Raw genomic sequence first — 23,888 nt, forward strand, 5'->3', positions numbered from 1 at the left:
ATTGATGGATTCACTGCCGGATGGCGGCGCTTGCGCCTGATCCGGCCTACCAACGCACCCTTTCATCTCAGGTACAAACCACTTTAATCGCCAGGCCACCGCGCGAAGTTTCACGGTACTTGTCATTCATATCTTTGCCCGTTTCGTACATGGTCTCGATCACCTTATCGAGCGAAACGCGTGGCTCAGACGTCCGACGTAACGCCATACGCGCGGCGTTAACGGCTTTTACCGCGTTGATCGCGTTGCGTTCGATGCACGGTATTTGCACCTGTCCGGCAACCGGGTCGCAGGTCAGCCCCAGGTTATGCTCCATGGCGATTTCCGCCGCAATGCATACCTGCGCAGGGCTACCGCCAAGCAACTCTGTCAGCCCGGCTGCCGCCATGGAACAGGCTACGCCAATCTCTCCCTGACAGCCCACTTCGGCACCAGAAATAGAGGCATTCATCTTATACAGCGCGCCTATCGCCCCAGCCGCCAGCAAATATCGGGCAATCGAGTTCGCATTCACCGGGCGGCGGAATTTATCGTAATAGGCCAGTACGGCGGGAATAATTCCGCAAGCGCCGTTGGTTGGCGCGGTAACAACCCGACACCCGGCGGCATTTTCTTCGCTCACGGCCAGCGCGAACATGTTGATCCAGTCGATAACGTTCATCGGGTCGCTGGACAGGTTGTCGCTGGAAACCAGCAGTCGCCGCAGCGCCACGGCGCGACGCGGGACGTTAAGCGGGCCCGGCAGGACGCCTTCGGTGTTCATGCCGCGCTCAATCCCGGCGTGCATGACGTCCCAGATGGCGGCAAAACCAGCATCGATTTCCTCTTTGCTGCGCATCGCCAGTTCGTTTTGCATCATCAGGCCAGAAACAGACAACCCGTTGCGCTCGCACAGCTTCAGCAGTTCGCTGGCGGAATGAAAGTTGTAGGGCACGGGTGTTTCAATGTCATGCGCCTGACCAAATTGCTCCTCTTCAACGATAAAACCACCGCCGATGGAGTAATAGGTTTTACTTAGCAGTGTCTCGTTGCCGTGCCATGCGGTAATACGCATACCATTTTCATGGCGCGGCAGCGTTTCGCTATGAAAGAGAATATTTTCGTCTGGCGAGAAATCGACAATATGCGTGCCCTCAGCAACCGGCAAACGTCCGGTACGGGCCACTTCCTGAGTAAAACCAGCGATTGAATCTATATTAACGTTTTGCGGACTGTTACCGGCCAGTCCCATCATGATGGCGACGTCTGTCGCATGACCTTTGCCGGTCAGAGAGAGCGATCCATAAAGATCAACTACGATATGCGTGGTCCTGAAGAGTTCCCCGCTGCTGACCAACAGATCGATAAAGCTTTTACCTGCGTTCATTGGCCCCACGGTATGGGAGCTGGAAGGTCCAATGCCAATCTTGAAAATATCGAATGCGCTAATCATATCCACACCCTCGGATTGCCGTTCAGTGAAGACCAGGTTTCACACTCATTAAGGATCGGGGCGATCCTGCGATCGCCCCGCAAGGGATTACAGCGTATCGCCACGCACGGCGATGGCTTCAATCTCCAGCTTCACATCCTTTGGTAAGCGGGCGACCTGTACGCAGCTGCGCGTAGGGTAGATTGCCTTGTGCTCATCAAAAAACTGCTGGTACACCTGGTTAATGGTGGCGAAGTCGTTCAGGTCAGAAACGAAAACGGTGGTCTTGACGATATCGCTCACCTTCAAACCGGCGGACTCGACGATCGCTTTCACGTTTTCCAGGCTTTGACGCGCCTGATCGGCCACGTGTTCTGCCACTTCACCGGTCTGTGGACACACCGGAATCTGACCTGAGGTCAACACCATACTGCCCAGATCCACACCCTGTACGTAAGGTCCAATCGCCCCTGGCGCACATTCGGTTGCAATAACTTTTCTCATATTCCCTCCGGCGTCAGAGCGCCTGGGTGAAAGTACGTGAAATAACGTCCTGCTGCTGTTCGCGGGTCAACGCATTGAAGCGCACCGCATAACCAGACACGCGGATCGTCAGGTTCGGATAGTTTTCCGGGTGCTCAATGGCATCCATCAACATTTCACGGTTCATAACGTTAACGTTCAGATGCTGCCCACCTTCCACATGCGCTTCATGGTGGAAGTAACCATCCAGCAGCCCGACCAGGTTGGTTTTACGCACGCTATCCTCTTTGCCAAGCGCAGCCGGCACAATGGAGAAGGTGTACGAAATACCGTCTTTGGCATAGGTAAACGGCAGTTTGGCGACCGAGGTTAACGACGCCACCGCACCTTTGCGATCGCGGCCGTGCATCGGGTTCGCCCCTGGCGCAAACGGCGTGCCTGCGCGACGTCCATCCGGCGTGTTACCGGTTTTCTGGCCGTACACCACGTTGGAGGTGATGGTCAGAATGGACTGCGTCGGCACCGCATTACGGTAGGTCGGCAACACCTTAATTTTCTTCATAAAGCGTTCGACCAGGTCGCAGGCAATACTGTCTACGCGCTCGTCGTTGTTGCCGTATTGCGGATAGTCGCCTTCGATTTCAAAATCAACCGCCAGACCGTTTTCATCACGAATCGGTTTCACGCGGGCGTATTTGATAGCCGACAGTGAATCCGCCGCTACGGACAGCCCCGCCATACCACAGGCCATCGTGCGATAAACATCACGATCGTGCAGCGCCATCAGCGAAGCTTCGTAGCTGTACTTGTCGTGCATGTAGTGGATGATGTTCAGCGCGCTGATGTACTGCACGGCCAGCCAGTCCATAAAGTGGTCCAGGCTCTCCATCACCGTGTCGTAATCCAGCACTTCATCCATTAGCGGCGCCGTTTTCGGCCCGACCTGGATTTTCAGCTTCTCATCCACACCGCCGTTGATTGCGTACAGCAACGTTTTGGCGAGGTTGGCGCGCGCGCCAAAGAACTGCATTTGCTTGCCGATAACCATCGGGCTTACGCAGCAGGCAATGGCATAGTCATCGCTGTTAAAGTCAGTACGCATCAGATCATCGTTTTCGTACTGTAAAGACGAGGTGATGATGGACACCTGAGCGGCATATTTTTTGAAAGCAATCGGTAGCTGCTCGGACCACAGTACCGTCAGGTTCGGCTCAGGCGCCGGCCCCATGGTGTGCAGCGTATGCAGGTAGCGGAACGAGTTTTTGGTCACCAGCGTACGGCCATCCAGCCCCATACCGCCGATAACTTCGGTTGCCCAGATAGGGTCGCCTGAGAACAGGGTGTCGAATTCCGGCGTACGCAGGAAGCGCACCATACGGATCTTCATAATGAAGTGATCGATCAGCTCCTGCGCCTGCTGTTCGTTTAAAATTCCCGCTTTGAAGTCGCGCTCAATGTAGATGTCGAGGAACGATGCGGTACGGCCCAGCGACATGGCGCCGCCGTTCTGCGATTTCACCGCAGCCAGGTAAGCAAAGTACACCCACTGTACCGCTTCCTGCGCATTTCGCGCCGGACGGGAGATATCGCAGCCATACTTCGCCGCCATTTCCTGCATTTGCAGCAGAGCGCGACGGTGTTCAGACAGCTCTTCACGCAGACGAATCGTGGCTTCAAGATTCTGCCCCCACTCCAGATTCGACTGAAGATCGGCAAACTGCAGTTCACGCTCACGCACCAGATAGCGGATACCGTACAGCGCGACGCGACGGTAGTCACCGATGATACGGCCACGACCATAGCCGTCCGGCAGACCGGTCAGTACGCCGGATTTACGGCAACGCAGCATATCCGGGGAATAAGCATCGAATACCCCCTGGTTGTGGGTCTTACGCAGGTCAGTAAACAGGTATTCAAAATTAGCGTCCATCTCACGACCATAAGCGTCAAAAGAGCTTTTGATCATGTTGATGCCGCCGAACGGATGCAGGGCACGCTTGAGCGGCGCATCTGTTTGCAGACCGACGATTTTTTCCAGTTCTTGTTCAATATAACCGGCGTCATGCGCGGTTATCGTGGTGGCAATATTGGTATCGAAATCAACCGGCGCATGGGTCGAGTTTTCAATACGGATGCCCGCCATAACTTTTTCCCACAACGCCGTGGTTGCTGGCGTTGCTTCGGCGAGGAAAGATTCATCCCCTTCATAAGGCGTGTAGTTGTGCTGAATAAAATCACGGACATTAATTTCTTCTTTCCAGTCCGTACCTTTAAAGCCTTTCCAGGCTTCGGCATACAGCATATCGCTGGTATCGATATTTACCTTCATGAAAAATAATCTCTCTGCTGAAAATTAATTATGCAAATGCTACTGGGATATTAATTTTGCCTAACGCAATGGCATCACGAGCAATCATTTTCTCTTCATTTGTGGGAATAACCGCACAAATAACACGAGCATCCTTATTAGAAATAATTCTTTCGCCATGGGAATTTGGCAGACTATTCATCTCGCTATCGATATTTACACCTAAAACGGCCAGATGCTCGATAACCAAACGCCGAATTAATACTGAGTTCTCACCGATTCCGCCGGTGAAAATAATGCCATCAAGACGATGCAGCGATGCGGCATGTCCGGCGATATGACGCGCAATACGATGCACAAACGTTTTAATCGCCAGTTGCGCGCGCTCATGCCCTTCGTGCCAGGCTTTTTCTAACGTACGTAAGTCAGAGGACAGACCGGAAATACCCAGCAACCCGGACTCTTTATTCACTACGCGCTCAAGGTCGCCGAGCGTCTGGTTGGTTTCAGCGGCAATCCACGCCATCGCGCCGAAATCCACGTCGCCGCTGCGTGTGCCCATCATCAGCCCTTCCAGCGGCGTCATGCCCATCGAGGTATCAACGCTCTGCCCGTTACGTACCGCACAGATAGACGCGCCGTTGCCCAGATGCGCCACAACCAGACCAGAATCATCATTCTGCAGATCCAGAAGTTCATGCGCCCGTTGCGAAACATAGCGATGCGACGTGCCGTGGAAACCGTAACGACGAACCCCTAACTCCTCAAAATATTTCCACGGTAAACCGTACAGATAGGCTTCTGGGGCCATCGTCTGGTGGAAGCTGGTATCAAATACCGCGACCTGCTGCACGCCTGGGAAAAGGTGCTGAGCAGATTCAATCCCGCTCAGGTTCGCATAATTATGTAGCGGTGCTAATGGCGATACCCGGCGAATATTGTCGATAACTTCCTCAGTAATAATTGCTGATTCGGTAAAGATATTTCCGCCGTGGGCAATGCGGTGGCCAATTAAGGCCACGCTGTCCATTAAATTACGTTTTTCCAGTTCAACGGCAATCGCTTTTAATGCGTCTTCGTAGCTGTGGTGAGCCAGCTTAGCTGGCTCTCCTCCATTAATTGCTATGAACGCATTTTCAGAGTTAATACCGTCTGCAATTCCCGCCATTAAAACTTCACAGTTTGCTGCATCGAGCACTGAGAATTTAATGGAAGATGAACCACAGTTAATAACCAGTACTACCGGAAACTCATTCATTTCACTACTCCGCTCATCCTGAGCTTAAGGATTAAAACAGTTTGTAGACAATGTTCAGGATGGTCAGCAGACCAATCACGGTAACAAACACGTTATCCAGACGGCCACGGTATTTCGCCAGTGATGGCGCTTTACGGATGGCATACATCGGCAGCAGGCAGAGCAGAGAGGCAATAATCGGCGCGCCCATTGCTTCAATCAGGTCCAGGATGTTCGGGTTGGCGTATGCCACAACCCAGGTGGAACCCATGATGAAGATCATGCTGATGGTGTTGAGCTTGCCCATGGAAACTTTGGTTTTATCGCCTTTGTAACCAAACTTCAGCACCAGACCGTTCAGACCTTCCAGCGTCCCCAGATAGTGGCCGAAGAAAGATTTGAAGATAGCAACCAGGGCGATGATTGAAGCACCGTATTCCAGAATGGTGGCGAAGGTAGACTTCGTACCGGACAGTGAAGCGAAGTGGTTCGCCAGGTAAGACAGCACTGGAATGTTTTGCGCTTTCGCATCCGCCATGTTTGCCGGAGAGAGCGTGAACAGGCAGCTAAAGGCGAAGAACATTACCACCGCAACCATCAGCATACTGGCGCGGGAGATGATTTTAGAACATTTCTGCTCGGTGAATTCGCGACCGTAATCTTTCTCATATTCTTCGCGTTTAGAGACGACGAAGGAAGAAACGATTGGCGAGAAGTTGAAAGAGAACACCATGATGGAAATACCCAGCCATACGGTAACCAGGATGCCGTCATGGCCAGTCAGGGCGATATTGCTGATATCAACCTGATCGATAACCGCAGAGTTCCAGTAAGGAATCAGTGACAGAGAGATAAGTACCAGGCTGGCAATGAACGGCCATACCAGGTAGCTCATCACTTTAACCATCAGATCTTTACCAAACCAGATGACGAATGCCATCAGCAGCAATAGAAACAGCGCCACGAAGCCACGGTTCAGCGCGGGCATCTGCAGCTGGTTTTCCCAGAAGGTCATAAAGGTGTTGGTAATGGTGACGCCATAAATCCACAGCAGCGGACAAATCGCAAAGAAGTAGAGGAACGTGATTACCACGCCACCCGTTTTACCAAAGTGCTCTTCAACCGTTTCTGTGATGTTACCGGAAGGGTTAGAACCGGAAAGACACAGGCGTGCCAGCGCACGGTGGCAATAGAAAGCGATGGGGTATGCTAACACCAGCATGATCAGAATGGGGATCAGTCCGCCAAAACCTGCGCGGATAGGGAAGAACAGCACCCCTGCGCCGATGGCTGTACCAAATAAACCCAGTGTCCAGGTGGTGTCCGATTTGCGCCAGGACGACTGCTTTGTCTGGCTGGATACAATGCTATCAGTAGTACTCATATCCTATCCTCAACGAAGTATATTAAGCGTCAACTAAACCAGTAATTTGAGATACACGAGAAAGATCGATATTACCGCCAGAAATAATGCTGACTGTTTTTCTGTTCTGGATATAGCTATCTAATTTCCCGCTTAATAATGCTGCGCATGCCAGCGCACCGGCACCTTCAGTCACAACTTTATTTCGCTGAATTAATGCCACCATGCTGTTGCGAATTTCATCTTCGCTGACCAGGACAATGTCATCTACCAACTCACGAACGATTTCATACGTTAAAGTACCCGGGCGGGAGACGTCACAACCATCCGCCAGGGTGCCGGTCGTTCGGTGCGTGGTTATTTCTCCAGCGCGGAAAGAAGCCGCCATGCCATGAACGTTTTCAGACTGTACGCCAATAATTTTAATGGTCGGGTTAATCGATTTAATTGCCACTGCAATACCTGCAATCAGTCCGCCGCCGCCAATTGGCACAATCACGTTATCGACATCGTACAGATCTTCGAGAATTTCCAGACCAATAGTGCCCTGACCGGCAATGACTTTCGGGTCATCATATGGCGGAATAAAGATACGGCCTTCCGTTTCCACAATCTCGCTAACCTTCGCGATGGTGTCGTTGAAGTTGTCGCCGTGCAGCACAACTTCTGCGGAATAATCGCAGGTTGCCGCCACTTTAGACTTCGGCGCGCCTTTCGGCATCACCACTTTGCCGTCAATTCCGAGCATGGCGCAGGAGAGAGAAACCCCTTGCGCATGGTTCCCTGCAGAGCAAGCCACCACGCCTTTACATCTTTCAGCTTCGGTTAATGAACTGAGCTTGTTAAAAGCGCCACGGATTTTAAATGAACCGGTACGCTGCATGTTTTCAAACTTGAGGAAAATTTCCCCTTTGCAACGTTCACTAAAATAGTTAGAGCGAGGCATTCCCGTTTTATATATTTTCCCCGCCAGTCTTTTTTTCGCTTCGAGGATATCTTCAATTGCAACTGGGAGATCGTATGTAATGTGCATTAGAACCTCTTACCTGGGTATTAAAGTAAATAGATAGCCGTAACCATTGTCAGATATAGACAGATGGCGTTGAGTCCGTGTTAAAACAAATTCAATCTTTAATCAACTTCAACTAATTGCCTTCGTCTTCGACAATTATATGATGAATATTCCTTGGCTAATTCCACCAAAATAGATGCTGCTTTTTTAATTCGATAATTTTTCGACCACACGGCGGCATAACGCGCGACGGGTAACGTCTCTTGTACCGGGATAGTAATAAACTGGTTTGAGCCAAACGGTGTGGTCATGTCACAGGGAATTACTGTTAAGAAATCAGCATTGAGAACAAGATTATAAATGGTGACGACGGAGTCAGTATTAACGATGTTTTCACTGCTGATGCCATTATTTTGTAACGTAGTTAGAAGTTCGCGGTAGTATCCCATATTCGTTTGTGGCAACACCCACTGTTCGTTTTTCAACGCGCTCAGCGAGGTGATGCCGGTGCATGTTCGGGACTTGCTGGCGACCAGTATAAAGTCTGACTCAAAGAGCGGCTCAACATGGAGATCCTGCAGTTTCATCTCATCACTCAGCGTACCGATAGCGAAGTCGAGTCGCCCGTCACGAAGCGCGGGTAAGAACGAGGAGAGCTGCGCTTCGTACATGGAAACCTGCGCCTTCGGAAACACCTCTTTAAATTTTTTAATCATGCCGGACATGATGGTGAAGGCGATCAGTGAAGGAAAGCCAAACGACACATCAACCACTGCGTTACTCGTCATGCTGTTCATCTCATCAACCATGTTTTTCATTTCACGAGTAATGGATTCAGACCATGAGAGCATCACCTGACCTGCCTGAGTCAAGGTAACGCCGGTATTTTTACGCACCACTAACTCAATACCAAAATAAGCCTCAACATCATTAATGATTTTGCTGACCGCCGGTTGAGTTAAACCTAATTCTTTTGCAGCAGAACCGATAGAACCACTTCTAATGACTTCCTGAAAGACCACTAAGTGCTGTGTTTTAGGGAGAGAAATAGTATTCATATCGTCCTGCTCTAATAACTTTGTTGACGGCAGGAAGTTTACCAAATTAAGCAAACGAGGATATGTGCGACCACTCACAAATCCCCTTCCCTTACATTTTGTAAGATTATTATTAAATTGATAATTTCTTATTAATCATAGAGATAGAAAATATCAATCTCACTTAACCCTGACTTTAATCAAAAAAAGATGGGGGGATAACGATTTTTTATGGCTATAACGACATCATTTTTGTTGTTATTTCTTCGAACCACGAAAGGCTATATTTCAATCAATTACAGAGTAATTATCGGTAAAAATGGCGCTTAAATTTAATAAGTAATTTATCAAATATAATTATATTTTATCGTTTATGGTGTTTAAATAACGCCATGCATCACATTTTTTTGCCTTGTTTGTTTATAAAGAAACATTGCATTTATCAATATTTAAATCAATTAAAACAAATGATCACTATTAGCAACATTACATTAACACTGATTTTGCGCATTTTATCAGCAACTAATTTTGTGATGGCGATCGATTACGCGTGATTATTCTCGGTAAAAACGTATCGCGTAGCGTTTTGTGTTACACATCACAAAACAAGAATTATCCCGAGAGACATTTACTCTTATAAAAGAAGTCAGGAATATTAATAAGAACGAAATAAAGATTAGATGAATGGGAAATAAACGCCAGATTCGTGGTAAACCAAKCGCARCGCYATCAGGCATGACAATCTACTCAGAAAGCAAAAACCCCGCCGAAGCGGGGTTTTATAAAGAGTGAAGCTGAMCGATAAGCCGSGTTCTGTCGTGGACAGTCATTCATCTAGGCCAGCAATCGCTCACTGGCTCAAGCAGCCTACCCGGGTTCAGTACGGGCCGTACCTTGTGAACCCCTATTTGGCCTTGCTCCGGGTGGAGTTTACCGTGCCACGGACTGTTACCAGCCGCGCGGTGCGCTCTTACCGCACCCTTTCACCCTTACCTGATCCCACTTACGTGGGCCATCGGCGGTTTGCTCTCTGTTGCACTGGTCGTGGGTTTCCCCCCCAGGCGTTACCTGGCACCCTGCCCTATGGAGCCCGGACTTTCCTCCCCTCCGCCCGTCTCCCCCGAAGAGGACGACGACGAAGCGGCGACTGTCTGGTCAGCTTCGGCGCGCAGTATAGAGGGTTTGCGGGGCAATGTCACCCCGCACTGCGCATTCCTATCGCCAGCGTGGCGGCAATATTCCTTGAAGCACGATAAATATTATCAAATGCCCCACGGAACGCCTCTTCCAGTGTGCTGATACTGGTCAATACGCTAAACACCGCGTCGATACCATATTGATGCACCACCGCCACATCATGCGTCAGGCTGCCGCCAATACCAATCACTGGCTTGTGGTACTTCTTCGCGACATTCGCCACACCTACCGGCACTTTGCCGTGAATACTCTGGCTGTCGATCCGCCCCTCGCCAGTCACTACCAGCGTGCAATCGTGAATATGTTCTTCCAGATTAAGCGCCTGAGTCACAATCTCTATCCCACTGCGCAGATCCGCGCCTAAAAAAGCCATTAACGCTGCGCCCATCCCACCAGCCGCACCGGCGCCGGGAACGTCCTTCACGTCGACCCGCAGCGATTTTTTAATGATGTCAGCATAGTGAGACAGATTACGGTCCAGTTCGAGAATACGTTCTTCCGTTGCCCCTTTCTGCGGGCCAAAGATACGTGAAGCGCCAGTGTCGCCGGTGAGTGGATTGGTCACATCACAGGCCACACGAATTGAACAGGTTTTTAAGCGAGGATCCAGGCCCGAGATATCGATGGCGTTCAGACTCATCAGGCTACCACCGCCGTAGCCAATGTCAGTCCCGTTGGCATCACAGAGTTTCGCCCCCAGCGCCTGCGCCATACCTGCGCCGCCGTCGTTGGTCGCGCTACCGCCAATGCCGATAATGATGCTTTGTGCGCCGCTGTTCAGCGCCTGCAAAATCAACTCCCCGGTACCGCGCGACGTAGTGACTAACGGATTGCGCTTTTCAGGAGGAACCAGCGCCAGACCACTGGCTGCCGCCATTTCGATAAACGCGGTTTTACCGTCCCCGGACATGCCCCAGCAGGCATTCACTTTTTCGCCCAGCGGCCCCGTCACCCACGCGGAATGTTCACTCCCCTGCGTGGCGGCAATCATGGCTTCGACCGTTCCTTCGCCGCCGTCGGCAACCGGAACAGACACATATTGCGCATCGGGAAAAATTTCCCGAAATCCTTTTTCTATTGCCTGAGCCACCTCGGTGGCAGAAAGGCTTTCTTTATAAGAGTCTGGGGCAATTACGATTTTCATAGTTATGTAGCCTGAAAGTGCCGCGCAAGGCAAGAAATACAGGGCGCGCATCCGCGCCCTTCTTGTTAGCGAGTGACTTCCACTTTCGCCAGTTTTTCGTAGTAGCAGGCGAGCGCGCTATGATCGGCGGTGCCCAACCCCTCTGCGCGTAGCGCCTGCATCATCTCCATGACAGCAGCCGTCAGCGGCAACTGAGCGCCAACGCCATGCGAGGTATCCAGCGCATTGGCCAGATCTTTAATATGCAGGTCAATGCGGAAACCCGGTTTGAAGTTGCGGTCCATCACCATCGGCGCTTTCGCATCCAGTACGGTGCTGCCCGCCAGCCCGCCACGAATGGCCTGATACACCAGATCCGGATTCACGCCCGCTTTAGTCGCCAGCGTCAGTGCTTCAGACATCGCCGCAATGTTCAGCGCCACAATCACCTGATTAGCCAGCTTGGTCACGTTGCCTGCGCCAATCTCGCCGGTATGCACCACGGAACCCGCCATCGCTTTCAGCAGATCGTAGTACTTGTCGAAAATCGCTTTATCGCCGCCGACCATCACCGACAACGTACCGTCAATCGCTTTTGGCTCGCCGCCGCTGACCGGCGCATCCAGCATATCCACACCTTTCGCTTTCAGCGCCTCGCTGATTTCACGGCTGGCTAACGGTGCGATGGAACTCATATCGATCAGTACCGTCCCCGGTTTCGCCCCTTCAATGATGCCGCCTTCGCCCAGCGCCACCTCTTTCACGTGCGGAGAGTTCGGCAGCATGGTGATGATCACATCACACTGCTCGGCAATGTCTTTCGCCGTGGCGGCGGTTTCTGCGCCTGCGGCAATCACGTCCGCAATGGATTCCGGGTTACGGTCAGCAACCACCAGCGAGTAACCTGCCTTGAGGAGGTTTTTACTCATTGGTTTACCCATGATACCGAGGCCAATAAAACCAACTTTCATTGTCATGTCTTTATCTCTCTCTACTGTCGATGGTGGTTATTTCTTAAAAGAATCAGCCAGTTTCTGCGTGGCTGAACGGAACACGCCAAGGTCGCTGCCGACGGCAACAAACGTCGCACCCCACTCCAGATAACGCCGCGCATCCGCCTCTACCGGGGCCAGAATGCCGCTTGGTTTACCGTGGGCTTTCGCGCGGGCGAAAATGTGCTGGATAGCTTTCTGCACATCGGGATGGGACGCATTGCCGAGGTGGCCTAACGCCGCAGCCAGATCGCTGGGGCCGACGAAGATACCGTCAACGCCTTCGGTCGCCGCGATTGCATCAACGTTATCAACGCCCTGCTGACTTTCGATCTGCACGATGATGGTGATGTTCTTATTCGACTGCGCAAAATAGTCCGGCACGGTGCCAAACATATTGGCGCGGTGGGATACGGACACGCCGCGAATACCTTCCGGTGGATAGCGAGTTGACGCCACCGCATTCACCGCCTCTTCTTCGGTCTCAACAAACGGGATCAGGAAGTTGTAAAACCCGATATCCAGCAGACGCTTAATGATCACCGGCTCGTTGGTCGGCACACGTACCACCGGCGCGCTGGCGCTACCTTTAAGCGCCATCAATTGCGGGATAAACGTCGAGATATCGTTCGGCGCATGTTCGCCGTCCAGCACCAGCCAGTCGAAACCCGCCAGACCTAAAACTTCAGTGCTGATTGGACTGGCTAATGCAGACCAGCAGCCAATCTGAATCTGCTGCGCCGCGAGGGCCGCTTTAAACTTATTCGGGAAAATCGTGTTATTCATCGCCTATACCTTTGTTTATTTCTGCAATTCCATACGTTTAATGTCACCGACAATAAACAGGTAGCAAACCATTGCCATCAGCGCTGAGCACCCTACAAACATCAGCGCGGCATTAAATGAGTGCAACTCGCTCACCAGATACCCAATCACCAACGGAGTAACAATGGAGGCCACGTTGCCAAATACGTTAAATACGCCACCACACAGACCGACAATCTCTTTCGGCGCGGTATCGGAAATCACCGGCCAGCCCAACGCCCCGAAGCCTTTGCCGAAGAACGCCAGCGCCATCAGCGCGACTACCAGAGCGGTGTTATCGGTGTAGTTACACAGAATAATGGTCGATGCGAGCAGCATGCCGAGCACAATCGGCAGCTTACGCGCCAGGGTGATGCTGGAGCCACGTTTAATCAGATAATCAGAGAACACCCCACCCAGCACGCCGCCAATGAATCCACATAGCGCCGGAATAGACGCCACCAGACCAACTTTGAGGATCGACATACCTTTTTCCTGTACCAGGTAAATCGGGAACCAGGTAAGGAAAAACCAGGTAATTGTGTTAATAAAATACTGTCCGAAGAACACGCCAAGCATCATACGGTTGGTCAGCAACTGCTTGATATAATGCAGCTTAGGACCACCTGACTTCACATCGCCCGGCTTCTTATGGTCCATATCTACGACCGCGCCGTTTTCAGAGATAAACTTCAGTTCTTCTTGCGACATACGCGGGTGATCGGTTGGGTTATGAATAAACTTTACCCATAGCCCGGTGAGCACAAAACCAATCGCCCCCATCACGGTAAAGACGTGCTCCCAGCCCCAGGCGAAGGTCAGCCAGCCGAGCAGCGGCGAAAACAGCGCCAGGGAAAAATACTGTGCGGAGTTAAAAATCGCGGATGCCGTACCGCGCTCTTTGGTCGGGAACCAGGCCGCTACGATACGGGCGTTGGCCGGGAAGGAAGGTGCTTCTGAGAAGCCCAACATAAAGCGCATGATGAACATTGAAATACCTGCCCAGGCCAGCGGGAACATGTCCACAAAGCCCTGCAGGAAGGTAAACAGCGACCAGAAGAACAGGCTCCAGGTATAGACTTTCTTCGAGCCGAACTTATCGAGCAGCCAGCCGCCGGGGATTTGCATCAGCAGGTAAGCCCAACCGAAGGCGGAAAAAATATACCCCATTGAGATGGCGCTGAGGTGCAACTCTTTCGCCACTTCCGTGCCGGCAATTGACAGCGTCGCACGGTCCGCATAGTTAACGGCAGTTACAATAAAAATTATCAGTAATATTAAATAGCGGGTATGTGTACCTTTCTTTTTCTCGACAATTGTATCCAGAATCATTCTATTTACCTCGGGCACATAAAAATGTTTTTATTATTATTTGTTAGCTATCCCTGGTGATAAATTACCGATAATAAAAACACATAATAATTTATCAGACGTTATGAAACCGTGATTTAGTATAATCAGCAGAGCAACGTTAATCATTGTGCAGACGCTCACTAATTACGCATTGTTAAAATAATATTTTGGGCATATGCACACACGCATGGGCGCTAATGCACACATTTACTGATTAATCCCCTTGGTGGTACGGTCCTGCTGAGTTTAAGTGATCATGATCACATTCTTAATTTTAAACTCCTGACATTCTTATTTCACGATACCGAATATTTATTACTGATAATTAGATTCAAAATATAAATACCCACACTATTATTACCACCTTGATGGAGAATACTGGACAATGGCCGACATCGAAATCAGACAAGAATCGCCCTCGGCGTTTTATATTAAAGTTCACGCAACAGATAATGTGGCGATTATTGTCAATGACAATGGCCTGAAAGCCGGGACGCGTTTTCCGGATGGGCTGGAGCTGATTGAACATATTCCCCAGGGTCATAAAGTGGCGCTATGCGATATTCCTGTTCACGGCGAAATTGTGCGTTATGGCGAAGTGATAGGCTATGCCGTTCGCGATATCCCGCGCGGTAGCTGGATTGATGAATCCATGGTTGAGCTGCCCAAGGCCCCGCCGCTGGAGACGCTGCCGCTGGCGACCAAAGTACCGGAGCCGCTACCGCCTCTTGAGGGTTATACCTTCGAAGGCTATCGCAATGCAGACGGCAGCGTCGGCACCAAGAATCTGCTCGGCATCTCCACCAGCGTACACTGCGTAGCGGGCGTGGTGGATTATGTGGTGAAAATCATTGAGCGCGATCTGCTCCCCAAATACCCGAATGTCGATGGCGTGGTGGGGCTTAATCACCTGTACGGTTGCGGGGTGGCGATTAACGCTCCGGCCGCCATTGTGCCGATTCGTACCATCCATAATATTGCGCTGAACCCCAACTTTGGCGGTGAAGTGATGGTTATTGGCCTCGGCTGCGAAAAACTGCAACCAGAGCGACTGCTGGAAGGGACTCATGATGTAAAAAGTATCCCGGTCGACAGCGCCAGCATCGTCAGCCTGCAGGATGAAAAGCACGTCGGCTTTCAATCAATGGTTGCTGATATTTTGCACGTGGCAGAACGCCATCTGGCAAAGCTCAACCAACGCCAACGTGAAACCTGCCCGGCATCAGAACTGGTGGTCGGTATGCAGTGCGGCGGTAGCGATGCCTTTTCCGGCGTCACGGCCAACCCGGCGGTCGGTTATGCCTCCGACCTGTTAGTACGCTGCGGCGCGACCGTGATGTTCTCGGAAGTGACCGAAGTGCGCGATGCTATCCATCTTCTTACCCCGCGTGCGATTAACGAAGAAGTAGGTAAGCGCCTGCTCGAAGAGATGGCCTGGTACGATAACTACCTGGATATGGGCAAGACTGACCGCAGCGCCAACCCTTCACCGGGCAACAAGAAAGGCGGTCTGGCAAACGTGGTGGAAAAAGCGCTGGGCTCAATCGCCAAATCAGGCAAGAGCGCCATCGTCGAAGTATTGTCGCCGGGCCAGCGCCCAACCAAACGAGGACTGATTTACGCCGCGACCCCCGCCAGCGATTTTGTCTGCGGTACACAGCAGGTTGCTTCCGGGATCACCGTGCAGGTATTCACCACCGGTCGCGGTACGCCGTACGGCCTGATGGCGGTGCCGGTGATAAAAATGGCGACGCGTACTGAGCTGGCCAATCGTTGGTTTGACCTGATGGACATCAACGCCGGTACCATCGCCACCGGAGAAGAAACCATTGAAGACGTGGGTCTGAAATTGTTCGAGTTTATTCTCGAGGTCGCCAGCGGGCGTAAGAAAACCTTCTCGGATCAGTGGGGACTGCATAACCAACTGGCGGTGTTTAACCCGGCGCCAGTGACCTGATTGCTGAAAGTGAAATTCGATTACAGGTCGGGGAGTTCGAAAACTTTCCGACCTTTTTGTCAAATACTCACCAGAACAACCTCAATCCCATGCTTACGTAAGCCTTCCAGACTCTCCTCTGGAATATTTTCATCAACAATAATCATATCGATCCGCTGGGTATCAATGATCTTATGCAGACTGGAGCGATTAAACTTCGTCGAGTCGGTAACAACGATTATGCGCTCCGCGACTTCACTCATCCGGCGATTGAGACGCGCTTCATCCTCATTGTGTGTGCTAACACCACGCTCTAAGTCGATAGCATCAACGCCAAGAAACAGCATGTCGAAGTGATAATTTTGTAGCGATTGCTCAGCCTGATCGCCATAAAAGGATTGCGACTGACGACGCAAGTGACCGCCGGTCATCAGCAGCTCAACCCCTTCGGCTTCCAGTAACGCATTAGCGACATTCATACCATTGGTCATTGCAATCACATTGGTATGCTGGCGCATCAGGCGGGCAATTTCATACGTCGTGGTGCCGGAATCAAGGATCACGCGGTGCCCCGGTTTAATCAACTCTGCGGCGGCTCTGGCAATACTGCGTTTTACCGCCGTATTGAGCGAACTTTTGTCTTCAACAGAAGGCTCAACACCAGGCGTAGTGCTATCGCAAATCAGCGCCCCACCATAGGCGCGTACCGCAATCCCCTGTTTTTCCAGAAAAGCGAGGTCGTTACGAATCGTGACCGTGGAGACGCCATAAAATAAGGAAAGATCGTTAACCTGAACGCTTCCCTGCTGCCGTAACCGCTGGATGATCTGCTCGCGCCTTTCGCTGGTGCCGATAACGCGCTTGTCTGCAGAAGACTCGGTGTTACTCATAAGAAATCCTTTAGTTGTCTCTTTCGTTTTATTTCGTTTTGTCTATTAACGCCTTTCTTTTACGCGAATGCAAGCCCCACAAGCAGGGAAGAGTCGAACGGATTCACGCTGAAACCTTTCATTGCGTTTCTTTTGTGAAACAGATCGGAAAACTATTATCTTTCGTTTTATTTTTAAATCACCATGATGCAGTATTAAATGAAACAAAACGAAAGATTGATGTCGCAGTTATCTGACCTGGAGAGGAAAGTGAAACATCTAACTAAAATGGTCGAGCAACATAAACGGGGGAAGGCAAACGGGATTTATGCCGTTTGTTCCGCGCATCCAATCGTACTGGAAGCCGCAATACGCTACGCCCATGCCAATCATACACCGCTATTGATCGAAGCAACTTCTAATCAGGTTGACCAGTTTGGCGGCTATACGGGTATGACACCAGCCGATTTTCGCAGTTTTGTCTGCGGTTTAGCCGACTCGCTTAATTTTTCTCAGGATATGCTGATTCTCGGTGGAGACCACCTTGGACCAAACCGTTGGCAAAATCTGCCAGCAGAACAAGCAATGGCCAACGCTGACGATCTGATCAAGAGTTATGTCGCCGCTGGCTTTAAAAAGATCCACCTTGATTGCAGCATGTCTTGTGCTAACGACCCGGTTCCACTAACGGATGAAATCGTCGCTGAGCGCGCCGCGCGCCTGGCAAAAGTTGCCGAAGAAACCTGTATTGCGCATTTTGGTGAATCTGACCTGGTCTATGTAATTGGCACAGAAGTCCCGGTTCCTGGCGGCGCTCACGAAGCATTAACCGAACTGGCGGTAACAACGCCGGATGCGGCACGCGCAACGCTGCAGGCCCACTATCACGCCTTTGAAAAGCGCGGACTGGAAGGTATCTGGCCGCGTATCATCGCCCTGGTGGTGCAACCCGGCGTCGAATTCGACCACACCCACATCATTGATTACCAACCGCAGAAAGCCGTGTCACTCAGCAAAATGGTGGAAGACTACGACACGCTGATTTTTGAAGCGCATTCTACCGATTACCAAACGCCTCAGTCCTTGCGCCAGTTGGTTAAAGATCATTTCGCGATCCTGAAAGTCGGCCCGGCGCTGACCTTTGCCCTGCGCGAAGCGTTATTTTCATTAGCCGCTATTGAAGAGGAATTGCTGCCCGCAAAAGCCAGCTCAGGCCTGCGACATGTCCTGGAAAGCGTGATGCTTGATCGACCGGAGTACTGGCAGAGCCACTATCACGGCGATGGCAACGCGCGCCGTTTGGCCCGCGGATATAGCTACTCAGATCGGGTTCGTTACTACTGGCCGGACAGCCAGATTGATGAGGCATTCGAACGTCTGGTGCGTAACCTGGCCGACGAACCGATCCCGTTACCGCTGATTAGCCAGTATCTACCCTTGCAGTACGTAAAAGTGCGCGAGGGAGATCTCAGCGCGACACCGCGAGAACTCATCATTAACCATATTCAGGACATACTGCAGCAATATCACTGCGCCAGCCTGGGTGATTCATCCCATAACGCATAACAAGAAAGAGAAAAATACCATGCCAAACATTGTATTAAGTCGCATTGACGAACGTTTAATTCACGGTCAGGTCGGTGTGCAATGGGTCGGATTTGCGGGGGCAAATCTGGTGCTGGTCGCCAATGATGAGGTGGCTGAAGATCCGGTGCAGCAAAACCTGATGGAAATGGTTCTGGCGGAAGGGATTGCCGTGCGCTTCTGGTCACTACAAAAAGTAATCGACAATATTCACCGTGCCGCCGATCGCCAGAAAATTTTGCTGGTCTGCAAATCGCCTGCGGATTTCTACCGTCTGGTCGAAGGCGGTGTTCCTGTTAATCGTATCAACGTTGGCAACATGCACTATGCCAACGGCAAGCAGCAAATCGCCAAAACGGTTTCTGTAGACGCTGCCGATATAGCGGCGTTCAACGGGTTGAAAGCCGCTGGGGTGGAATGCTTCGTTCAGGGCGTTCCAACAGAACCCGCCCAGGACCTCTATAAACTTCTCTGAGGGATTCACAATGGAAATCAGTCTGTTGCAGGCTTTTGCGTTGGGTATTCTCGCCTTTATTGCAGGCCTGGATATGTTCAACGGGTTAACGCACATGCACCGCCCGGTTGTTCTCGGGCCGCTGGTCGGCCTGATTCTGGGCGATCTGCATACCGGTATTTTAACCGGGGGTACGCTGGAACTGGTGTGGATGGGTCTGGCTCCGCTGGCGGGAGCACAGCCGCCAAACGTCATCATCGGTACCATCGTGGGGACGACTTTCGCCATCACCACTGGCGTAAAACCGGAAGTCGCTGTCGGTGTCGCTGTACCGTTCGCGGTAGCGGTACAAATGGGTATTACCTTCCTCTTCTCCGTGATGTCCGGGGTGATGGCGCGCTGCGATCGCATGGCGGCGAATGCCGATACAGACGGAATTGAGCGGGTCAACTATCTGGCGTTACTGGCGCTGGGGACGTTCTACTTCTTATGCGCTTTCCTGCCGATTTACTTTGGCGCGGAACATGCCAAAACAGCTATAGATGTCCTGCCGACCCGCCTAATTGACGGCCTCGGCGTGGCAGGCGGCATCATGCCAGCTATCGGTTTCGCCGTACTGCTGAAAATCATGATGAAAAACGTCTACATCCCTTACTTCATCCTGGGTTTTGTCGCCGCCGCCTGGCTCAAACTCCCTGTGCTGGCGATCGCCGCCGCAGCACTGGCCATGGCGCTGATCGATTTTCTGCGTAAATCACCTGAACCTACAGCTCCCGCAGCACAAAAAGAGGAATTCGAAGATGGCATCTAATCAAACGGCTCTGCCGAACGTTTCCGAAACCGAAGAAACGCTGCTGTCCGGCACGAATGAAAACGTCTATGAAGACCAGAATATCGGTGCCGAGCTGACGAAAAAAGATATCAACCGTGTTGCCTGGCGTTCCATGTTGTTACAGGCCTCTTTCAACTATGAACGTATGCAGGCATCAGGATGGTTGTACGGCCTGTTACCTGCACTGAAAAAGATCCATACCAACAAGCGAGATCTGGCGCGTTCAATGAAAGGCCATATGGGCTTCTTCAACACGCACCCGTTCCTGGTCACGTTTGTTATCGGGATTATCCTGGCAATGGAACGCTCCAAGCAGGATGTGAACAGTATTCAAAGTACCAAGATTGCCGTCGGTGCGCCGCTTGGCGGTATCGGTGATGCCATGTTCTGGTTAACGTTATTGCCTATTTGCGGCGGTATCGGGGCAAGCCTGGCGCTACAAGGCTCTATTCTTGGCGCTGTAGTCTTTATTGTGATGTTTAACGTGGTTCATCTTGGTCTGCGCTTTGGGCTGGCACACTATGCTTACCGAATGGGCGTTGCAGCTATCCCACTGATTAAAGCTAACACCAAAAAGGTTGGACATGCGGCATCTATCGTTGGGATGACGGTGATCGGCGCGCTGGTAGCGACCTATGTTCGCCTGAGCACCACGCTGGAAATTACTGCTGGCGATGCGGTTGTGAAACTACAAACAGACGTTATAGACAAGCTGATGCCTGCATTTTTGCCGCTGGTCTACACATTGACCATGTTCTGGCTGGTTCGTCGTGGCTGGAGCCCTCTGCGTCTTATCGCTATTACCGTGGTGCTCGGCATCGTGGGTAAGTTCTGTCACTTCCTGTAAATGTAAGGGGTTGTAGATGTTAGGTATTATTTTGACGGGTCATGGCGGGTTTGCCAGCGGAATGGAAAAAGCGATGAAACAGATTTTAGGTGAACAGACTCAGTTCATCGCCATCGACTTTCCGGAAACCTCAACCACAGCCTTACTCACCTCGCAACTTGAACAGGCAGTGAGTGAACTGGATGCTCAGCAAGACATCGTGTTTCTGACTGACTTGTTGGGCGGAACACCATTTCGCGTCGCTTCCACACTGGCCATGCAAAGGCAAGGTACTGAAGTGATCACCGGCACCAATCTGCAACTGCTGCTGGAAATGGTACTGGAACGCGACGGCCTGAGCAGCGAAGCGTTTCGTTTGCAGGCGCTGGAATGCGGACATCGGGGGTTGACCAGCCTGGTGGACGAGCTGGGACGCTGTCGCGAGGAAAAACCCGTCGAGGAAGGGATATGATACAGGTGCTACGCGCCAAGCGTCTGCTCACGGAACAAGGCTGGCTGGACGATCATCAGGTGCGTATTGAGGATGGCACCATTAGAGCCATTGAGCCTATCGTCTCAGGCGTGATGGTGCGCGATGCTGAGCTGTTGTGCCCTGCATATATCGATACCCATGTGCATGGAGGCGCAGGTGTCGATGTCATGGATGATGCGCCGGATACGCTCGACAAGCTGGCAATGCATAAAGCGCGCGAAGGGGTAGCCAGTTGGCTACCCACCACCGTCACCGCCCCATTACCCGATATTCACCGCGCATTGAAACGTATTGCCCACCGCTACTATTCCGGCGGGCCTGGCGCGCAGGTGCTGGGGAGTTATCTTGAAGGTCCGTACTTTACGCCACAGAACAAAGGGGCGCATCCGCCTGAGCTCTTCAGGGAACTGGAGCTCAGGGAACTGGATGAACTGATTGCGATTTCCCAACAAACATTGCGCGTCGTTGCGCTGGCGCCAGAAAAAACCGGCGCATTGCAGGCTATCAAACATCTGAAGCAGCGCAACGTACGGGTGATGCTGGGCCACAGCGCAGCCACCTGGGAGCAAACCCGCGCCGCCTTTGATGCCGGGGCTGATGGACTGGTTCACTGCTATAACGGTATGACCGGTTTACACCACCGGGAGCCCGGAATGGTTGGCGCAGGGTTAACCGACTCTCGCGCCTGGCTGGAGCTTATCGCTGACGGACACCATGTCCACCCGGCGGCCATGAAGCTGTGCTGCTGTTGCGCAAAAGACAGACTGGTGCTGATCACCGATGCGATGCAGGCTGCTGGTATGCCGGACGGGCGCTATACGCTCTGCGGTGAGGAGGTGGAAATGCGCAGCGGTATAGTGCGTACCGCTTCCGGTGGCCTGGCGGGCAGCACGCTCTCGGTTGATGCAGCCGTACGTAATATGGTCGAGTTCACCGGGATTACCTCTGAAGAGGCGATCCACATGGCTTCGCTCCATCCTGCTCGCCTGTTGGGAATCGATCGCCAACGCGGATCGTTAGCGGTGGGCAAATATGCCGACATTATCGCCCTCAATAGCGGCCTGCATTTGCAGCAGATCTGGATTCAGGGTCAGGCTCTCCCCCTTTAGACCTTTCATTTTGTCTCGTATTGGCCTGCGGTCTTTGATCGCCGGGCCTTTCTTTTCCTTTCGCTTATAAAATTTTGATCCGCACAATCTGCAAGCGATTCTTTAAAGATCAACAAGATAATTACAGTCTTCGTTCTCACGATCACAAATTTCGTTTTATTTCATTTTGCATCATTGAACTTTCACTTTCTTTCATATAGATTTTAATCAATCGATCATATGAACAAGTGAAACGAAACGAAAGATAGCGACATTTTGCCAGCGTCTTATGTGGAATTTACGAGACTAAGGACTTAAGTTATGCCAGAAACCTACACCCCTGCTCACGCGTCGACGGGCACCTGGACAGAAGAAGAGATCCGTCAGCAACCCGCTAGTTGGATCCGCTCTCTCGCTAATATCGATAATATTCGATCCGCCATTGATAGCTTTCTCGCGCCATTGTTGCGCAAAAACGATCTGCGGATCGTACTGACCGGGGCGGGTACTTCCGCATTTATCGGCGACATTATTGCTCCGTGGCTGGCAAGCCAAACCGGAAAAAACATCAGCGCCGTGCCGACCACCGATCTGGTCACCAATCCGATGGATTATCTGAATCCCGCACATCCGTTGCTGCTGGTTTCTTTCGCTCGCTCAGGTAACAGCCCCGAAAGCGTTGCGGCTGTGGAACTGGCTAATCAGTTTGTACCTGAGTGTTATCACCTGCCAATTACCTGTAACGAAGCAGGTAGCCTGTATCAAAACGCCGTCGCAAGCGACAATGCCTTTGCACTGTTAATGCCTGCTGAAACGCACGACCGTGGCTTCGCCATGACCAGCAGTATTACCACCATGATGGCCAGTTGCCTGGCGGTATTCGCCCCGCAAAAAATCAACAGCCAGACCTTCCGCGACGTGGCCGATCGTTGCCAGACGATCCTGACTTCACTGGGTGATTTCAGCGACGGCGTATTCGGCAACGCGCCATGGAAACGGATCGTCTACCTCGGTAGCGGTGGGTTACAGGGAGCCGCGCGTGAATCGGCACTGAAAGTCCTGGAACTGACAGCGGGTAAACTGGCGGCATTCTATGACTCGCCGACCGGTTTTCGTCATGGGCCAAAATCGCTGGTTGATAACGAAACGCTGGTAGTGGTCTTTGTTTCCAGCCACCCCTATACACGCCAATACGATCTTGATCTGTTAGCTGAGTTACGCCGCGATCGGCAGGCGCTGCGGGTAGTCGCGATTGCCGCACAAACCGATGACGTGATTGAAGCCGGCCCGCATATCCTGCTGCCGCCTGCCCGCACCTTCATTGATATGGAACTGGCGTTCTGCTTCCTGATGTATGCGCAGGTCTTTGCCCTGACACAGTCAATCAGTATCGGTAATACGCCAGATACGCCTTCTGCCAGCGGTACCGTGAACCGCGTCGTACAGGGCGTTGTTATTCATCCCTGGAACGCCTAAAAGGATCGTT

General features: G+C 51.8%; 20 protein-coding genes and 1 other RNA gene. 8 read left to right on the forward strand and 13 right to left on the reverse strand.

Annotated features, from left to right (window positions below; genetic code table 11):
- Positions 1-67: 67 nt before the first annotated feature.
- The 12 genes from tdcG to garP all read right to left on the reverse strand — a co-directional run bounded on the left by tdcG (position 68) and on the right by garP (position 14,299).
- A complete protein-coding gene (tdcG, locus tag JSN25_RS02345; protein WP_038634099.1) occupies positions 68-1,432 on the reverse strand; it encodes an L-serine ammonia-lyase in 1,365 nt (454 codons plus the stop codon).
- A gap of 87 nt (positions 1,433-1,519) precedes the next feature.
- Positions 1,520-1,915 carry an enamine/imine deaminase gene (locus JSN25_RS02350; RefSeq protein ID WP_038634102.1) on the reverse strand — a complete coding sequence of 132 codons (396 nt, stop codon included), beginning with the start codon at positions 1,913-1,915 and terminating at the stop codon, positions 1,520-1,522.
- Between the two features lie 13 nt (positions 1,916-1,928).
- Entirely contained in the window at positions 1,929-4,223 is a 2,295-nt protein-coding gene (tdcE, locus tag JSN25_RS02355) for a 2-ketobutyrate formate-lyase/pyruvate formate-lyase (RefSeq protein ID WP_085048674.1), read from the reverse strand.
- 28 nt (positions 4,224-4,251) lie between these two features.
- Positions 4,252-5,460 carry a propionate kinase gene (tdcD, locus tag JSN25_RS02360; RefSeq protein WP_038634108.1) on the reverse strand — a complete coding sequence of 403 codons (1,209 nt, stop codon included), beginning with the start codon at positions 5,458-5,460 and terminating at the stop codon, positions 4,252-4,254.
- 31 nt (positions 5,461-5,491) lie between these two features.
- The gene (gene tdcC, locus JSN25_RS02365) at positions 5,492-6,823 is read right to left on the reverse strand and encodes a threonine/serine transporter TdcC (protein ID WP_006687934.1); all 1,332 of its coding nucleotides are present in this window, start codon (positions 6,821-6,823) and stop codon (positions 5,492-5,494) included.
- Positions 6,824-6,845: 22 nt separating this feature from the next.
- Positions 6,846-7,835 (reverse strand): bifunctional threonine ammonia-lyase/L-serine ammonia-lyase TdcB, encoded by a 990-nt coding sequence (tdcB, locus tag JSN25_RS02370; protein WP_042311192.1) that lies wholly within the window; start codon positions 7,833-7,835, stop codon positions 6,846-6,848.
- A gap of 98 nt (positions 7,836-7,933) precedes the next feature.
- Entirely contained in the window at positions 7,934-8,872 is a 939-nt protein-coding gene (gene tdcA, locus JSN25_RS02375; protein ID WP_038634113.1) for a transcriptional regulator TdcA, read from the reverse strand.
- 765 nt (positions 8,873-9,637) lie between these two features.
- Positions 9,638-10,014: RNase P RNA component class A (rnpB, locus tag JSN25_RS02380), an RNA gene on the reverse strand.
- Between the two features lie 32 nt (positions 10,015-10,046).
- Complete coding sequence (gene garK / locus JSN25_RS02385; protein WP_069324377.1) at positions 10,047-11,192, reverse strand: glycerate 2-kinase; 1,146 nt, start codon at positions 11,190-11,192, stop codon at positions 10,047-10,049.
- 65 nt (positions 11,193-11,257) lie between these two features.
- Positions 11,258-12,148 carry a 2-hydroxy-3-oxopropionate reductase gene (garR, locus tag JSN25_RS02390; protein WP_199966633.1) on the reverse strand — a complete coding sequence of 297 codons (891 nt, stop codon included), beginning with the start codon at positions 12,146-12,148 and terminating at the stop codon, positions 11,258-11,260.
- A gap of 30 nt (positions 12,149-12,178) precedes the next feature.
- Complete coding sequence (gene garL / locus JSN25_RS02395) at positions 12,179-12,949, reverse strand: 2-dehydro-3-deoxyglucarate aldolase (RefSeq protein ID WP_038634122.1); 771 nt, start codon at positions 12,947-12,949, stop codon at positions 12,179-12,181.
- 15 nt (positions 12,950-12,964) lie between these two features.
- Complete coding sequence (garP, locus tag JSN25_RS02400; RefSeq protein WP_038634125.1) at positions 12,965-14,299, reverse strand: galactarate/glucarate/glycerate transporter GarP; 1,335 nt, start codon at positions 14,297-14,299, stop codon at positions 12,965-12,967.
- A 406-nt stretch (positions 14,300-14,705) separates the two neighbouring features.
- Between garP and garD the strand changes: the two genes are divergently transcribed.
- Positions 14,706-16,277, forward strand: a complete 1,572-nt coding sequence (gene garD / locus JSN25_RS02405; protein ID WP_085048669.1) for a galactarate dehydratase — start codon at positions 14,706-14,708, stop codon at positions 16,275-16,277.
- A gap of 59 nt (positions 16,278-16,336) precedes the next feature.
- Here the strand turns inward: garD and JSN25_RS02410 are convergent, their stop codons facing one another.
- Positions 16,337-17,146 (reverse strand): DeoR family transcriptional regulator, encoded by an 810-nt coding sequence (locus JSN25_RS02410; protein ID WP_038634132.1) that lies wholly within the window; start codon positions 17,144-17,146, stop codon positions 16,337-16,339.
- A gap of 219 nt (positions 17,147-17,365) precedes the next feature.
- On the opposite strand from JSN25_RS02410, the gene kbaZ reads away from it, so the two are divergent.
- The 7 genes from kbaZ to JSN25_RS02445 all read left to right on the forward strand — a co-directional run bounded on the left by kbaZ (position 17,366) and on the right by JSN25_RS02445 (position 23,878).
- On the forward strand, positions 17,366-18,691 hold the full coding sequence (gene kbaZ, locus JSN25_RS02415) for a tagatose-bisphosphate aldolase subunit KbaZ (protein WP_071888042.1): 1,326 nt from the start codon (positions 17,366-17,368) through the stop codon (positions 18,689-18,691).
- Positions 18,692-18,710: 19 nt separating this feature from the next.
- Positions 18,711-19,184, forward strand: coding sequence for a PTS N-acetylgalactosamine transporter subunit IIB (gene agaV / locus JSN25_RS02420; protein ID WP_038634137.1), 474 nt, complete (start codon positions 18,711-18,713; stop codon positions 19,182-19,184).
- 10 nt (positions 19,185-19,194) lie between these two features.
- Positions 19,195-19,974, forward strand: coding sequence for a PTS N-acetylgalactosamine transporter subunit IIC (gene agaW / locus JSN25_RS02425; RefSeq protein ID WP_038634140.1), 780 nt, complete (start codon positions 19,195-19,197; stop codon positions 19,972-19,974).
- Complete coding sequence (agaE, locus tag JSN25_RS02430) at positions 19,964-20,842, forward strand: PTS N-acetylgalactosamine transporter subunit IID (RefSeq protein ID WP_038634142.1); 879 nt, start codon at positions 19,964-19,966, stop codon at positions 20,840-20,842. Before agaW ends, agaE begins: the two co-directional genes overlap by 11 nt.
- A gap of 16 nt (positions 20,843-20,858) precedes the next feature.
- On the forward strand, positions 20,859-21,293 hold the full coding sequence (agaF, locus tag JSN25_RS02435) for a PTS galactosamine/N-acetylgalactosamine transporter subunit IIA (protein ID WP_038634146.1): 435 nt from the start codon (positions 20,859-20,861) through the stop codon (positions 21,291-21,293).
- Complete coding sequence (nagA, locus tag JSN25_RS02440) at positions 21,290-22,423, forward strand: N-acetylglucosamine-6-phosphate deacetylase (RefSeq protein WP_137347324.1); 1,134 nt, start codon at positions 21,290-21,292, stop codon at positions 22,421-22,423. The genes agaF and nagA overlap by 4 nt, the downstream gene beginning before the upstream one ends.
- A gap of 300 nt (positions 22,424-22,723) precedes the next feature.
- Entirely contained in the window at positions 22,724-23,878 is a 1,155-nt protein-coding gene (locus JSN25_RS02445) for an AgaS family sugar isomerase (RefSeq protein ID WP_069324380.1), read from the forward strand.
- Positions 23,879-23,888 lie beyond the last annotated feature (10 nt).

This window comes from Citrobacter cronae, from assembly GCF_016893685.1.
GTDB lineage: Bacteria > Pseudomonadota > Gammaproteobacteria > Enterobacterales > Enterobacteriaceae > Citrobacter > Citrobacter werkmanii.

Excerpts from the sequence above, each read along its gene's own strand:
- kbaZ (WP_071888042.1), top strand. The coding sequence starts at position 17,366 with ATGTCGCAGTTATCTGACCTGGAGAGGAAAGTGAAACATCTAACTAAA.
- agaE (WP_038634142.1), top strand. The coding sequence starts at position 19,964 with ATGGCATCTAATCAAACGGCTCTGCCGAACGTTTCCGAAACCGAAGAA.
- agaF (WP_038634146.1), top strand. The coding sequence starts at position 20,859 with ATGTTAGGTATTATTTTGACGGGTCATGGCGGGTTTGCCAGCGGAATG.
- tdcB (WP_042311192.1), bottom strand. The coding sequence starts at position 7,835 with ATGCACATTACATACGATCTCCCAGTTGCAATTGAAGATATCCTCGAA.
- garR (WP_199966633.1), bottom strand. The coding sequence starts at position 12,148 with ATGACAATGAAAGTTGGTTTTATTGGCCTCGGTATCATGGGTAAACCA.
- agaW (WP_038634140.1), top strand. The coding sequence starts at position 19,195 with ATGGAAATCAGTCTGTTGCAGGCTTTTGCGTTGGGTATTCTCGCCTTT.
- garK (WP_069324377.1), bottom strand. The coding sequence starts at position 11,192 with ATGAAAATCGTAATTGCCCCAGACTCTTATAAAGAAAGCCTTTCTGCC.
- tdcG (WP_038634099.1), bottom strand. The coding sequence starts at position 1,432 with ATGATTAGCGCATTCGATATTTTCAAGATTGGCATTGGACCTTCCAGC.
- tdcA (WP_038634113.1), bottom strand. The coding sequence starts at position 8,872 with ATGAATACTATTTCTCTCCCTAAAACACAGCACTTAGTGGTCTTTCAG.
- garD (WP_085048669.1), top strand. The coding sequence starts at position 14,706 with ATGGCCGACATCGAAATCAGACAAGAATCGCCCTCGGCGTTTTATATT.
- agaV (WP_038634137.1), top strand. The coding sequence starts at position 18,711 with ATGCCAAACATTGTATTAAGTCGCATTGACGAACGTTTAATTCACGGT.
- tdcE (WP_085048674.1), bottom strand. The coding sequence starts at position 4,223 with ATGAAGGTAAATATCGATACCAGCGATATGCTGTATGCCGAAGCCTGG.
- JSN25_RS02410 (WP_038634132.1), bottom strand. The coding sequence starts at position 17,146 with ATGAGTAACACCGAGTCTTCTGCAGACAAGCGCGTTATCGGCACCAGC.
- garP (WP_038634125.1), bottom strand. The coding sequence starts at position 14,299 with ATGATTCTGGATACAATTGTCGAGAAAAAGAAAGGTACACATACCCGC.
- nagA (WP_137347324.1), top strand. The coding sequence starts at position 21,290 with ATGATACAGGTGCTACGCGCCAAGCGTCTGCTCACGGAACAAGGCTGG.
- JSN25_RS02445 (WP_069324380.1), top strand. The coding sequence starts at position 22,724 with ATGCCAGAAACCTACACCCCTGCTCACGCGTCGACGGGCACCTGGACA.
- garL (WP_038634122.1), bottom strand. The coding sequence starts at position 12,949 with ATGAATAACACGATTTTCCCGAATAAGTTTAAAGCGGCCCTCGCGGCG.
- tdcC (WP_006687934.1), bottom strand. The coding sequence starts at position 6,823 with ATGAGTACTACTGATAGCATTGTATCCAGCCAGACAAAGCAGTCGTCC.
- tdcD (WP_038634108.1), bottom strand. The coding sequence starts at position 5,460 with ATGAATGAGTTTCCGGTAGTACTGGTTATTAACTGTGGTTCATCTTCC.
- JSN25_RS02350 (WP_038634102.1), bottom strand. The coding sequence starts at position 1,915 with ATGAGAAAAGTTATTGCAACCGAATGTGCGCCAGGGGCGATTGGACCT.